Raw genomic sequence first — 14,364 nt, 5'->3', positions numbered from 1 at the left:
CACGTGGAACCGGCGCACCGAGCGACCTCGGCCAAACTGTCCTGCCCGCACGGCACAATCGGAAACCACAGAGGCTGCCGCCCCAAGAACGACGATCAACAGGCGCCGCGTGAAAGTTTCGGGCTAGGCCCCCAATGTTTGGCTTGTATCTATTACAACCAATGATCAAAGATGTAGGCCGAGGCCGGACGGGCATTGCGCATCGGACGTCCAGCTGCGTTATCAGGAGTTGGGAGACGGCGGTGCCACCGTGTTGGCACGCTCGACGGCACGGCGCGGAGTGTCCGTGCGCGGATACGCTACCGAGCGCGGATGCACTATGGTGCGGTTGTCCGGTGAGGCGCGGTTTTGGCGCGGTCACTACCACCGAGCGCCGTATCGAGGGATGTGTGGGGAATGGCGGAGGACGCCTACCATAGGCTGATCGACCTGCTCGATGAGCACGGCGCCGACTACCGGGTCATCGAGCACGAGCCGGAGGGCGGGACCAAGGCGGTCAGTCGGCTACGTGGCCACGACCCGAACCAGGCCGCGAAGTGCATTGTCCTCATGGTCAAGGTCGGCAAGAAAGAAACCCGCTACCTCGCCGCCGTGCTGCCCGGTGACATGCGAATCGACTTCGGCAAGGTGAAGGCGCTGGTGAACGGCACCTATGCCGCCTTCGCCAGCCCCGACATGGCGCAGGAACTGACCGGAACCCCGGTCGGCACCATACCGCCGTTTTCCTTCGACGACCGGCTGGAAGTGGTCATGGACCCGAGCCTGCTCAAGCATTCCGAGGTGTTCTTCAACGCCGCCCGGCTGGACCGCACGATTGGCCTGGCCACCGACGACTACTGCTCGATCGCCAGACCGCGAATCGAAGAAATCGTTTCCGCCTGACTGCTGCGCGGCAGGGCGCCATCACGCCGCGCAGCAGGACCAGGGCCGGTATCCGGCAGCAATGACACCCAGGCCGCCCGAGTTGTTGCGGACCGTGAACTCTCGGCGAAAAGCTTCTAACTGAGCCAAACACTGTGTAGTGTGCACCACGACATGGGCGATACGTATGCAAACGGGAGGATCGTGCTGCACTGTCGCGCCGAGGCGCGCCGATCATGACTGGGACCGCCGAGCCGGTGGTCCTCGTTCGCCGCGAGGACCTCGCACTCAGGCTCTTCGCCTTCCCGCATGCTGGCGGTAACCCCCAAATCTTCGCCGACTGGGCGCTCGACCTGCCCGGCGACGTTGAACTCGTCTCGTTCGCGATGCCCGGCCGCGGCCGGTTGCTGGATGGAGCAGGCTACGACAGCTGGCCCCGGCTGGTTGCCGACCTGATTAAGGCCATCACTGGCCTCGACGACGGTGCCCCGTTCGCCTTCTTCGGGCACAGTTTTGGGGCGCTGGTCGCGTTCGAGGTGTGCCGAAAGCTCGCGGAGCTGGGTCGCCGGACGCCCGAGATCCTCTTCCTCTCCGCCCACCGCGCACCGCACCTGACCTCGGCCGAGCAGGCCCACACGCTGCCCGAGCCGGAGCTCCTCGACCGGGTGCGCGCTTGGGGATTGGTGCCCGAGGAGCACCTGCAGGACGAGGAGCTGATGCGGCTGATGCTGCCGCCGCTGCGTGGTGATCTGGCGCTGGACGCGACCTACCCTTTCCGGACCGGTGCCGAGGCCGGCCGACTGGCAGTCCCGGTCGTGGTGTACGGGGGAACGCAGGACCGCACCGTGCGACCGGCCGAGCTGCACGCCTGGCAGCAGCATGTGGAGGAGTCGGCCTTTCTTGGGACCGAACTCTTCGATGGCGGTCACTTCTACACGATCAGTGACCGGGCAGAGCTGCTGGCGAGCCTGCGCGGCCACCTGGACCGAGCTCGGGCGGCCGTCCCGCCGTCGTGGACCATCGTGGAGCCGGCCTACACCGGCGACCAGCGCAGCCTCTGGGACCGATTCGAGGATCAAGTCGCCGCCGCCCCGGACGCGCTGGCGCTGCTTGAACGCGACCGGCAGTGGAGTTACCGGGAGTTGCACGAGAGCGCCCGCTCGCTGGCCGCCGAGCTCACCGAACTCAGCTCCGGGCACGGCGACGTGCTCGGGCTGTTGTTGCCGCACTCGGCTGAGTACTGCATCAGTCTGCTCACCTGCTTCGGTCTCGGAGCCCCGGCCTGCCTGCTGGAGAAGAACTGGCCGGTTACGCTGCTCGCGCAGTTCCTGCGGAGCGCGGGTGTCCGGGTGGTGGTCACCGTCCCCGAGCTGATCGCCCTGCTGCCTGCCGAGTTTCAGCAGCCAGACCGGCTGATCGTGCTCGGTCCGGACCGCTGGACGGCGCCGGCGCAGCTCAATCGGCCCACCTTCCCGGCCGTCGCACCCACCGACATCGCGCTGATCTCTATGACCAGCGGGACCTCCGGCACCCCCAAGGCGGTGCTCAACACCCACCTCGGCTGCCTGTACTGCTTCGACGCCCGCTACGAGAGCTATCCGTACGGGGAGTCCTCCCGGGACGGGCTCAACGTGTTCTTCGGTTGGGAGTGTCTGCGCCCGCTGCTGCAGGGCCGGCCGGCGGTGGTCATCCCGGACGACTGCATCTTCGACCCCGTCCGGCTGGTGAGCACCCTCGCCGAGCACCGGATCACCCGCATCGTGGTGCCGCCGTCACTGTTCGAGAGTGTGCTCGACCATCCGTCCGCCGGCCCAGCGATGGCGCAGCGGCTCGACCACCTCGAAGTGATCTTCCTGATGGGCGAGGTGGTGCCCGGCCGCGTGGTGGACAAGGCCGCCGCGCTGCTGCCTCCACACGTCAAGCTGGTCAATGCCTACAGCACCTGGGAGAGCCTGGACGTATCGTTCGCCGACCTGCTGCCGCGAGCGGACGCCGTTCGCCGTTCGCCGTTCGCCCCGGTCGGCCGGATCCTCGCCGGCAGTGCGGCGATTCTGTTGAACGATAAGGGTGAACCGGTCCCGTACGGCGGCGTCGGCGAGCTGCACTTCGCCGGCCCGGGGGTCGCAAGCGGTTACTTGAACGACCCGGCCAAGACCGCCGAGCGGTTCGTGCCGTGCCCGTCCGCGCTCGCCGGGAGTGCCTTCGACGGCGAGACGTTCTATCGCACCGGCGATCGGGCCCGATTCCTGCCGGGCGGCGACCTCGAGATCCTCGGCCGCACCGGCGAGGTGGTCAAGGTGCGCGGGTTCAAGGTGTCGCTGCGCGCCGTCGAGCACGTCCTGGAAAGCGTGCCGGGGGTGGCCCGGGTCATCGTCCGGCCGGTCTTGGACGCCCGCACCAACCAGCCGGCCAGCCTGCTCGCCTACGTGCTCGGCGAGGACGGCGCCCCCTCGAAGACGGTGCTGGCCCGGGTCGGACAGCGGGCCCGCCGTGACCTACCGGAGTACGCCCGTCCGCGCCGCTACCTCGGCCTGGCCGAGCTGCCGCTCAGCCGGAGCGACTCGCGCAAACTCGACCTGTCGGCGCTGCCTGTACCGCCGCCCGAGTCCGAGCCGATCGCGGTGGCGAGCTTGACCACCGTGGAGCAGCGCATCGCCCAGGCCTGGCATGAGGTGCTGGGTGATCCGGTGGGCGACCCGGACGCCAACTTCTTCGAGGTCGGCGGCGATTCCCTCAGCGCAGCCCGGCTCTCCGGGGTCCTCGCCCACCGGTACGGCATCACGTTGCCGGTCATCGACGTGTTCCAGTTCAGCAGCCTGCGGGCGATGGCGGCGCACTGCTCCGGCAGTCGGCAGGCCGAGGGCGGCACCCGCCGGCGGCTGCCACCGGCGCTCGGCACGAAGCTCGCCGTGGTCGGGATGGCCGGCCGGTTCCCGGGCGCCCCGGACATTGAGACCTTCTGGCAGAACCTCACCGCCGGCGTCGACTCGCTGACCGCCTTCGAGCCGGGTCTGCTGCGCGCGAAGGGACTCGGCGAGGAAGTGCTCGGCCACCCGAAGTGGGTGCCGGCCGGTCAGGTGCTCGACGACGCGGACAAGTTTGATGCCGGCTTCTGGGGGATCGGACATCGGGAAGCGGTCCTGATGGATCCGCAGCACCGGGTCTTCCTGGAGATCGCCTGGGCCGCGCTGGAGCAGGCCGGCTACGCCCGGCGGGGCAACCCGTACCGTCGGCGGACCGGCGTCTTCGCCGCCTGCGGCATCGACGGCTACCTGGTGCACCACCTGGACGGCGGCGGCCTGAAGGAACCCCTCGACCCCGGCGGGATCTTCCTCACCGAGATCGGCAACGAGAAGGACTACATCGCCACCCGGGTTGCCTATCAGCTCGATTTGGGCGGCCCTGCCTTCACGGTCACCTCGGCCTGCAGCAGCGCGCTGGTGGCGGTGGCCCAGGCGGCGCAGTCGATCCTTGCCGGGCAATGCGAGATGGCCATCGCGGGCGCGTCGGCCATCAACTTCCCGAACCTCGGCTACTGCTACGAGGACGGCCTGGTGGGCAGCGTCGACGGCACCGTCCGGCCGTTCGACGACGCCGCCAGCGGCACTCTGTTCGGTGACTCGGTCGGCGCGGTCGTGCTCAAGCGGCTGGACGATGCGATCGCTGACGGCGACCAGATCTGGGCGGTGCTGACCGGATTCGGAATCTCCAACGACGGCAGCATGAAAGCTGGTTACACCGCCCCCAGCGCGCTAGCCCAGAGTCAGTGCATCTCGGATGCGATCGAGATGGCCGGCATCACCTCGGAGCAGATCTCCTATGTCGAGTGTCACGCCACCGCCACCCACATCGGCGACGCCATCGAGGTGAAGGGCCTGCTCGACGCGTTCGTCGACCACCGCCGGGCCGAGACGGTGGCCGCCGGCAGCTGCGCGCTGGGCAGCGTGAAGGGCAACATCGGGCACGCTAACTGCGCCGCGGGTATCACCGGCTTCATCAAGACCGTGCTCTGCCTGCACCATCGCACCCTCGTGCCGACCGTCCACTACCGCACGCTGAACCCGAAGCTAGTCGACTACATCGACTGCGACGGCTCGCCTTTCACCATCCAGCAGAGCACCGCTGACTGGGCGGTCCCCGACCCAGGTACCCAGCTCCCGCGCCGGGCCGGCGTGTCGAGCTTCGGGATCGGCGGCACGAACGCGCACGTGATCATGGAGGAGGCGCCGGCGCCCCCCGCGCCGGAACCGGACGCTGCTGACCGGCTGCGGCTGGTGCCGGTGTCGGCCCGGAGTGAGACTGCCTTCGGGCGCAACGCGCTGGCGTTGGCGGATGCCCTCGATGCGTTGCCGCCAACCGAGCTCGGCCGGACTGTCCGGGCGTTGCAGACCCGGCGGGAAGCGCACCCGCTGCGGGGCGCCGCGATCCTCACCGACACCGGGCTCGGCGCCGACACCGGCGACCTGCGCCGGCTGGGCGAGCAGCCGGCGGTCCAGAGCCGGGACGGTGGGCCAACCGTGGTGTTCTGCTTCGCCGGCCAGGGCTCACAGGCGGCCGGTATGGCGCGCGGGCTCTACCGGGGCCGGGCCGATGGCGGTCGCTTCCGGCGGCATTTCGACGCGGCCTGCGCCAGCCTGGCCAGGCACCTGCCGGACCATCCGACGCGGCAGATTCTGGACGCCGACGAGGCCGGCGTGACGCGCCCGGTGATCACCCAGTGCGGGTTGTTCGCGGTGGAGTACGCGATCGCGCACAGCCTGCTGGAGCTAGGGATCCGCCCGGCGGCGGTGGCCGGCCACAGCATCGGTGAGTACGCCGCGGCAGAGCTGGCCGGGCTGCTCAGCTTGGACGAGGCTGCGGAACTGGTCGCCGCCCGCGCCCTGGCCACCGAGCAGTTGCCCTCCGCCGGCGGGATGCTCAGCGTGCTCGGCGATCAGGACCTGCTTGCCGACTGGCTGGCCCGGCGGTCCGGGCTCTGGCGCGCGGCTGAGAACGCACCGGGCCAACTGGTGCTGGCAGGTACGACGGCAGCGTTGCGCGCGGCAGCCACGGAGCTGCCGGAACTCGGATTCCTGTGCCGGTCGGTGCCGGTCTCGCATCCGTTCCACAGCGACCTGATGACCCCGGTCGCAGACCGGGTGGCCGCGGCCGCCGCCCGGCTCAGCGCCCGGGTGCCGACAATCCCGTTCGCCAGCAACCTGACCGGCACGTGGTTCGACTCGCGCTACCAGCCGGCCGGCTACTGGCCGGAGCACGTCACCTCGCCCGTCCGCTGGCGCGAGGACCTGGACGTTCTGTTGCAGTGGGAGCCGGACGTGGTGTTGGAGATCGGTCCAGGCAGCACCCTGACCGGCTTCGCCCGCAAGTGCCTGGTCTCCCGTCCCGGGCCGGTCCCGCTCTTGCTGGCCAGCATGCCCGGCGTGAAGGACCCGGAGGCCGACGACGAGATCGATTACCTGCGTGCGCTCGGCGAACTGTGGTGCCAGGGAGCCCAACTCGACTTCACCGCGCTTGAGCCGGCCCTCGATGGAGCGCCTTCGGCCGGACATCGGTTGCCCACCTACAGCTTCGACCGGACCAGTTTCTGGACCCGCCCCGAGGCATCGGTCCACGTCGGCCGGCCGGCCGCGCCGGTCGCGGACGCGGATGTGGATGCAGAGGTCCTGGTTCGTTACGTGGCCAAGCCCGCGGCCCGGCTGACCCTCTATTGCCTGCCGTACGCGGGCGGCAACGCGGGTAGCTTCCGGGCCTGGGCGCTGGCCGCTCCGGACTGGCTCGACCTGGTCGCGGTGCAGCTGCCCGGCCGGCCCGGCGCCGAGGCCGAGGCCGACGGGGTGGTGCTGGACCGGCTCGCGACCGCCATCCGGACCGATGCCGGCGAGCGGCCGGTGGCGTTCTGCGGACTGAGCTTCGGCGCGGCGCTCGGACTCGACTTGCTCAGCGGACCGCTGGCCGACTGGGGCTTCGGCGGCCGGGTCACCGCGGTGTTGTTGATCGGCCGGGCGGTCATCGGCGCCGGTGCGCAGGCAAGCGGGGCCGACTGCTCGGTTGAGGCGTACCTGATGGCCCCGGGCGAGCTGGGCCAGGATGAGCAGTGGCGGCAGGCCGTGTTACCAGCGTTGACGGCGGATCTGAGCTTCGACGCGCGTTCGGAGCGGCGGGTCGCGCAGCGGCAGTCCAGTAGCGACCGGCCTTTGCTGGATTGCCCGGTGCAGGTGCAGTGCGGCATCGACGACCCGTCGTTCCCGAGCGCTACCGCGACGGACTGGGGTGCCGTGACCGCCAGCCCGGTGACCGAGATACGCCGTCACGAGGGTGCCCACGACTTCATGCTGCACCGCCGCGCGGAGGTGCTGGAACAGCTGGTTGCGTTCCTGGATCGCATGCAACCGCAGGAGAATCCGGTACCGGGGCAGTGGCAGGGGCGGCTGCACCAGGTGCGCTGGAGCCCGCTTGCCCGCCGTGCCGCGGTCGGAGCTGCGCCGGAGTGGCTGGACCTGGACGAGGTGGGCACCGACGCCGCCGCGGAGTTCCTGCGGGCCCGGCTCACCGCACCGGATCACACGGTCGCGCTGGCCAGCCGGCTCGGCGGCGGGCAGGCGCCGGCGGAGCAGTGCGAGCGTTTCCGGACGCTGCTCACCCGCGCGGTCACCGACGAGCTTCGCGGCAGCCTGGTGCTGGTGCTTCCCGCACTGGGCACCAGCGGCATGGTTGGGGGGCTGACCCGGGCGCTGGCGCTGGAGGAGCCGGGCCTGACCATGCAGCGGCTCTACCTGCCAGACCGGCCGGACGCCGGGAAGCCCGACGCCGGCACGATCGACCGGCTGCTGCGGCAGGCCCGAGCGTTCGCCGAGGAGCCGGACTTGCTTGCTCGCGGCGGCCATCTGCTCGCCCGGCGGCTGCTGCCGGTGACCCTGCCGGACTTGCCCGCTGGCACGCTCGGCGCGGATGAGGCGGACCTCGGCGCGGCCGGCGGCAGCTACCTGCTCATCGGCGGCACCGGCGGTATCGGGCGAGTCGTCGTCGACTGGCTGATCCAGCACCAGGGCGTGGTTCCGAGCAGGGTGATCGTGACCGGCCGGGCGCCCTCCGCTGATCTGCCAGCCGGCGTCCGTTACCTCCCGCTGGAGTTGGATCGGCCGATCGAGGTCGACGCGCTCGCCGCCCGGACCGGCCCGCTGGCCGGTCTGCTGCACCTGGCCGGCACCCTGGACGACGGCATACTGCGCAACCTGACTGAGGAGCGCTTCGCCCGGGTGCTGGCCCCGAAAGTTGCGCTCGGCCAGCTCATGGACCTCGCCCGAGCGGCCGGAGCGCCGTGGCTGATCGCGTTCTCCTCCACCAGCGCTCTGCTCGGCGCGGGCGGCCAGGCCAACTACGCGGCCGCCAACGGCTGGCTGGATGCGCACGCCGATTGGTCGCAGTCGGCAGACGGGCCGCAGCTGATCTCGGTGAACTGGGGCACCTGGGCCGGTACCGGGATGGCCGCCGGCGACGCGCGGACCGATGAGCTTGCCCGGGCTGGCGGAGAGACACCCCTCAGCCCGGGCACTGCCCTGCAGCTGCTCGGCCAACTCGTCGGCTCGCTGCTGGCCGGGGCCGCGCCCGGCAGCAAGAACCTGGCCGCGTGCGAGCTGGATTGGCCGCGCACGTCGTGGGCCGGCGCGCCGCTGATCCGGGATCTGCCCGCCCCGAGCCGGCCGGTCGGTCAGCAGTCGGCCGAGCTGCCGGATCCGGCGGTCGCCGAGGAGGCCGATGGTGACCACGTGCGGTCGTTCCTTCGCGACTACATCCACAGCTGGGACGAGTCGAAGCGGCTGGTCGAGCTCGGTCTCGACTCGCTGGACTTCGCCCGGATGCGGGGCGATTTCGCGCGCAGGTTCGGCATGGACGTGCCGCTGGCTGTGATCTCCCGGCCGAACCAGCGGCTCAGCGAGCTGCACGCGTTGCTCGAGGGCTACCGGCGTGGCCCGGATCGCCAGGACGAACCGGAGTTGAGCTATGCCGGCGACTGATCTCTCGACCGCGGTCGACGCCGTGACCGTGCCTGACCCGGTGTCGGAGGACCGGTTGTCCTCGCTGCTGCTGGATCTGGTCACCGCGGTCGGGCCTGCGCATCCCACCGACCTCACCCGGTTGACGGAGCTGGTCCAGCTGACGCTGGACGACTCGCTGGCCGCGGCGTTCGCTGATCCCGTCCCGGCTGATGCCGTCGCGGCAGAAGCCGCTGTCGCCGAACAGATCGTGCTGCTGGCGCGGGTCTGGGGGCCGTTCGCGGCATGGTGGCGTTCGTACTTCGCCGACGGGGTGGACGTCCCGCTGTGCGATCTCTGGCGGCTCTACCTGCCATTCGCGCAGTGGATCGTCCGGGAGAAGCGGCGGCGGCGGCCGGCTGGCCCATTCATGGTCGGTTTCAACGGCAGCCCCGGAGCGGGCAAGACGGTGCTGACCAACGCGCTGGCCGTCGTGTTGGACCAGTTGCTGGATCCCGATACGGAAGGCCGCGCGATCGCCCGCAGCGGTGACGACTGGTATCTCGGAAAGGCCGATCGCGAACCGCTGCGAGCTCGCGGCTACGACCCCGGAGTGGCGGGTGTGTCGAACCGGTCGCTGCCCGGCACCCACGATCTGGTCTGGCTGGAACGCGACCTGCGTCAGATCGAGCGGAGTGGCCCGGACCTCGTGATCCGCATGGGCAACTTCGACAAGCGGGCCGACGACCAGCGGCCCAATGCCTTCGAGATACGCGGCAAGGTCGGCGTTTTACTGTTCGACCTGTGGTTCGCCGGGGCCGATACCAGGGTGGAGCCGGAGCGGCTGCCGGTCGGCCTGCCGCGCGAGGTGGCCGTCGAGCTGCGCCGGTGGCGTGGGATCTTCGACCGGCTGGACGCACTGTGGGCCTTCGAATGGCCGTCGCTCGAGCAGATGCGGCGCGACCGGGAGGCGCAGGAGCGGTTGATCGAGCAGCGCAGTGGCAGCCGCGGGATGACCGCCGAACAGATCCGCGCCTTCACGTCCTACATGGTCGAGCGCAGCTGGGACTGGCAGCTGACCTCGCCCGTCCCGCCCGCGCGCGCGGTCACGTTCCACGCGCGGCGCGGGCCCGATCACCGAGTGATCCATGTATGGCGAGGAGAACGGGCGTCATGAGGAACAAGCAGCAGGCCGCGGCCGGGCCGGTGACCCGGACCTTCGGGATGGCTGACGTGCTCGATCAGTACCGGTCGCTGGCAGCCGAGACCGACGGCGATTTCGTCCACGACACGCTGGTGATCGGTGGGGGAGCGGCCGGCGCCGGGGTGCTGCGCGACCTCGCCTCACGTGGCAACGCCAGCGCGATCCTGGTCGAGCGCGGCTCGTTCGGGGGTGAAACCTCGAGCAAGACCGGCAAGGCGATCCACCCCGGTATCCGCTATCTGCGGATGGCCTTCCATCGGTTGTTGCTGGCGGCGAAGCTGCGCCGTGATCCGAAGATCAGGCAGTCCACCCTGCAGAACCTGCGCGGCGCCTGGCTAGACCTGCAGCTGGTCTGGTACGGCACCCGGGAGCGCAAGATCCTGATCGAGACCAGCCGGGACACGGTCGAGGAGATCCCCAACATCGTCTTCGTGCTGCCGGACAGTCCGGAGCGCAAGTGGGCGGTGTTCTTCGGCATCTGGCTCTACGACCTGTTCACCACGCTGTGGGCGTGGTGTGGGCTGACCCCGCGGTTCAGCCGGGTGAAGCTTTTCTTCAACCGGGCCGCGCTGCACCGGCAGTTGCCGAACCTGGACGCACCCGAAGCGCTCGGCGGCATCCTCTACTGGGACGGCAAGGCGAACAACGACAAGGTCCTGGTCCTGAAGGCGATCCGCGACGCCTACTACCGCGGCAGCAGCGAGTATCCGATCCGGGCGCTGAGCCAGGTCGAGATGCTCGGCTACGAGTGGGTGGCGGCCGGGCACTTCGAGGTGACGCTGGCCAGGCGGTTCGAGCACACCGAGTTGCCCGAGCGGGTGACGGTCCGGGCCCGCACCATCGCGAACGCGGCCGGCCCGTGGGTCGACCAGGCCCGCAACCGGACGGAGCAGCCGGACGGGCGGACCACTGTGGTCTATTCCCGCGGCACTCACCTGGAGGCGACGAATGAGTTCATCCACCGCAGCCTCGCCGAGGACCCGCGGCTGCAGGTCGGCCTGGTGCCGCTCAATCCGGAGCGGCAGCACTATCTGCGGCCGTTCCTGCAGAACGGCATCTGGTACGTCCAATGCACGACCACCGACCGCGCCCACCTCGACCCCGATCTGGTGATGCCGGAGGAGGACGAGATCGATGAGCTGCTGCACTCCTACAACGCCCTGGTCGCCGACCGCTGGCAGCTCAGCCGGCGCGACATCTTCCATGTGTTCTGCGGGATCCGGCCGCTGGCTGCCGATGACCGCGGCCAGATCGCGGTGCAGGACATCTCGAGGATGTTCCGGATCAATCGGCGTCGGGTCGGTGACGGCCCCGTCTACGACATGATCAACGTAAAGCTCACCGAGTTCCGCTGGGCCGGCCAGAAGGTCGCCGAGCTGGTGGCCAAGGAGCTGCGCCGCGGCACCGGCCGCACGCTCGGTCGCTCGCGTACCGCGCGGTTGCCGTTCCTGCCAGTGGCCGAGGAGGAGCGGTACGCGTTGCAGCGGGCCGACCACCCGCGCGGTGACCGTGCCTATTTGCGGGCCAAGGTCGAACACTACGTGCGCTATCAGATGGCCGTCAGCTACCCGGACTACCTATTGAACACCGGTGGCATCAGGGACGCCGTGGTCTTCGACTCCGCCGGCCGGTGCGACCTCGACCTGGCCGTCCTCGACCTGACGCTGGCCGAAATGGCTCGGTTACTGGGCTGGGAACCCGCCCGGTGCCGGGCCGAGTGGGAGACCTTCCGGACCGCCTACCTGCGGAACATGGCCTTTGCTGAACTGGGTGAACGCCTCCGCGTACACCTGCCCGCGATTACCGGTGCACCTGCCGATGAGTCGGCCGGTGAGCAGATGGCGACCGCACCGTGACCGACAATCCCCGTCCACTGCGAGCCGTTCGACCGAACGGCGGCCCGTCCCCAATCCCCGTGCGAGAAGGATCGAGTATGTATTTCGACAAGGATGCCACCTCGCAGCACATCGACGGCGAGACCGTGGCCGTGATCGGTTACGGCATCCAGGGCAAGGCCTTCGCCGCCAACCTGCGCGACAGTGGGGTGTCGGTGATCATCGGCAACCGGACGGACGAGTACCGGGACGCCGCGGTGGCCGACGGCTTCGACACCCGGCCCATCGCCGAGGCGGTGGACGGCGCCAGCATCGTGCTGCTGCTCATTCCGGACGAGGCTCACCCGGAGGTATTCAACGCCCACATCGCCCCACACCTGCACGACGGTGACCTGTTCGTCCTGGCGCATGGTTTTTCGGTCCGGTACGACCGGATCATGGTGCCGGCCGGGGTCGATGTGGCGTTGCTGGCACCCAAGATGTTCGGCAAGCCGATCCGGCAGCGATACCTGAACGGCTCCGGCGTGCTGGCCTTCCTCGACGTCATCCGGGACACGACCGGCCGGGCGTTGCGGCGCACTCTGGGCATCGCCGCCGCCGTCGGCTTCACCCGGTACGGCGTCATGCCGGTATCGCACCAGACTGAGACCGAGCTGGACCTGTTCCAGGAGCAGTTCCTCACGCCGTTGCTGCTGGACGTTTTCCGAACCGCGTTCGAGGTGCTGGTCGAGGCCGGCTACGACCCGCTGCCGTCGCTGTTGGACATGCACGCCTCCGGCGAGATGGCCGAGATGATGGTCGAGGCGGCCTCCACCGGGCTGTACGAGGTGGTCGAGCAGCAGGGCTCGCCGACCTGCCGATTCGGCGTGCAGCGCTACCTCGGCCAACTGCTCGGTGGAGAGGTGAAGGCGCGCGGCCGGGAGATCCTCGACGACATCCGCAGCGGCGGCTTCGTCGAGGCACTGAGCAAGGAGGCCGAGGCCGGCTACCCGAGTCTGGACGAGTACCGATCGGCGTACCTGGCCAATCCGATGACTACGGCCCACGACCGCCTGCGCGCCGCGCTCGGCGCGCAGGCCTGACCGGCGGGAGGACGAAGGTGTCACAGGAAAAGTCGGTGCCCGGCTCGCTCGTAGAGACCGATGCCCGTCACGTGCTCCACCCGTGGGCGGACCTGAGCGCGCTCGGTAAGCCGGAATCGCTCATCATCTCGCAAGCGTCCGGGGTCGAGGTGACCGACAGCAACGGCCGCAGCTACCTGGACGCGATCGGCGGCATGTGGTGTGTCACCGTCGGTTACGGCCGCACCGAGCTGATCGAGGCGATGACCGCCCAGGCCCGGATGATGCCGTACTTCACCCCGTTCGGCGACGTCACCAACCAGCCCGCCACCGAGCTGGCGGCGTTGCTGGCCGAGCTGGCGCCCGGCGACCTCAACCGGGTGCAGTTCACCACCGGTGGCTCGACCGCCGTCGAATCGGCCGTCCGACTCGCCCAGTTCTACTTTCTCAGCCAGGGCCGGCCCGGCAAGTACCACGTGCTCTCGCGGGTGAACGCCTACCACGGCAGCACCTTCCTGGCGGCATCCCTGTCCGGCAAGGCCGCCGACCGTACCCATTTCCACTACGAGAGCGGCTGGGTCCACCACCTGGACAGCCCGGGCTATGACCCGGACGTCTCGACCGTGCCGGCGGAACAGCGGCTGGCCGAGCTGATCGGGGGCATGGAATCGGCGATCGCCGAGGTCGGTGCGGAGAACATCGCCTGCTTCATCGCCGAGCCGATACTGGCCTCCGGCGGGGTGCTCGTCCCGCCACCTGGCTACCACCGGGCAACGCTGGAACTGTGCCGGCGTCACGACATCCTCTACATCTCCGATGAGGTGGTCACCGGGTTCGGCCGGCTCGGCCATTTCTTCGCCTCCGAGGTGAAGTTCGGGGTCGTGCCCGATCTGCTGATCACCGCCAAGGGGCTGACCTCGGGTTACCAGCCATTGGGTGCGGTGCTGATCTCCGACCGGATCGCCGAGACGCTGGCGAGCGCGGCCGACCCGGCCAACCCGGTCTTCTCCAACGGCTTCACCTATTCCGGCCACCCGGTCGCCTGCGCCACCGCCATCGCCAACATCGAGGTGATGCGTCGCGAGGACATCTGCGGCCACGTCCGCGAGGTCGGCCCCTACTTCATCGAACGGCTGCGGGAGCTGCGCAGCTCGCCAGTAGTCGCCGCGGTGCGCGGTGACCACCTGATGGCATGCGTGGAGTGCCGCGTCGACGGTGAGGCCGGCCCGACGCCGCGCAATCAGGCGCTCGCCCGGCGGGTGGACAGCTACTGCGAGCAGGCCGGCTTGCTGGTCCGCCCGTACGAGAACCTCTGCATCATGTCTCCGCCGTTGGTCGTGAGCCGGCAGGAGATCGACCGGATCGTCGGCATCTTGGCAGGCGCCCTCGACCGCGCCGCGCGCGACCGCGCGGCCGGCGAGATCTGTTGA

At 69.7% G+C, this 14,364-nt stretch carries 6 protein-coding genes; all 6 read left to right on the top strand.

What is annotated here, in order from left to right:
• Nucleotides 1-396: 396 nt before the first annotated feature.
• The 6 genes from RM423_RS17970 to RM423_RS17945 all read left to right on the top strand — a co-directional run bounded on the left by RM423_RS17970 (nt 397) and on the right by RM423_RS17945 (nt 14,364).
• Nucleotides 397-882 carry a YbaK/EbsC family protein gene (locus tag RM423_RS17970; protein WP_311424423.1) on the top strand — a complete coding sequence of 162 codons (486 nt, stop codon included), beginning with the start codon at nt 397-399 and terminating at the stop codon, nt 880-882.
• Nucleotides 883-1,097: 215 nt separating this feature from the next.
• A complete protein-coding gene (locus RM423_RS17965; protein WP_311424422.1) occupies nt 1,098-8,876 on the top strand; it encodes a polyketide synthase in 7,779 nt (2,592 codons plus the stop codon).
• The gene (locus RM423_RS17960; protein WP_311424421.1) at nt 8,863-10,011 is read left to right on the top strand and encodes a hypothetical protein; all 1,149 of its coding nucleotides are present in this window, start codon (nt 8,863-8,865) and stop codon (nt 10,009-10,011) included. The genes RM423_RS17965 and RM423_RS17960 overlap by 14 nt, the downstream gene beginning before the upstream one ends.
• Nucleotides 10,008-11,894 (top strand): FAD-dependent oxidoreductase, encoded by a 1,887-nt coding sequence (locus RM423_RS17955; protein ID WP_311424420.1) that lies wholly within the window; start codon nt 10,008-10,010, stop codon nt 11,892-11,894. Before RM423_RS17960 ends, RM423_RS17955 begins: the two co-directional genes overlap by 4 nt.
• Nucleotides 11,895-11,971: 77 nt before the next feature.
• Nucleotides 11,972-12,955 (top strand): NAD(P)-binding domain-containing protein, encoded by a 984-nt coding sequence (locus tag RM423_RS17950; RefSeq protein WP_311424419.1) that lies wholly within the window; start codon nt 11,972-11,974, stop codon nt 12,953-12,955.
• 35 nt (nt 12,956-12,990) lie between these two features.
• Nucleotides 12,991-14,364 carry an aminotransferase gene (locus RM423_RS17945; protein ID WP_311424418.1) on the top strand — a complete coding sequence of 458 codons (1,374 nt, stop codon included), beginning with the start codon at nt 12,991-12,993 and terminating at the stop codon, nt 14,362-14,364.

The organism is Jatrophihabitans lederbergiae, assembly GCF_031845305.1.
Lineage (GTDB): Bacteria > Actinomycetota > Actinomycetes > Mycobacteriales > Jatrophihabitantaceae > Jatrophihabitans_A > Jatrophihabitans_A lederbergiae.
The sequence above is the reverse complement of the archived record's forward strand: the minus strand, read 5'-3'. Positions and strand labels throughout refer to the sequence as shown.

Bases quoted from the DNA above. Each gene is read 5' to 3' on its own strand.
- RM423_RS17950 (WP_311424419.1), top strand. From the start codon at position 11,972: ATGTATTTCGACAAGGATGCCACCTCGCAGCACATCGACGGCGAGACC.
- RM423_RS17955 (WP_311424420.1), top strand. From the start codon at position 10,008: ATGAGGAACAAGCAGCAGGCCGCGGCCGGGCCGGTGACCCGGACCTTC.
- RM423_RS17965 (WP_311424422.1), top strand. From the start codon at position 1,098: ATGACTGGGACCGCCGAGCCGGTGGTCCTCGTTCGCCGCGAGGACCTC.
- RM423_RS17970 (WP_311424423.1), top strand. From the start codon at position 397: ATGGCGGAGGACGCCTACCATAGGCTGATCGACCTGCTCGATGAGCAC.
- RM423_RS17960 (WP_311424421.1), top strand. From the start codon at position 8,863: ATGCCGGCGACTGATCTCTCGACCGCGGTCGACGCCGTGACCGTGCCT.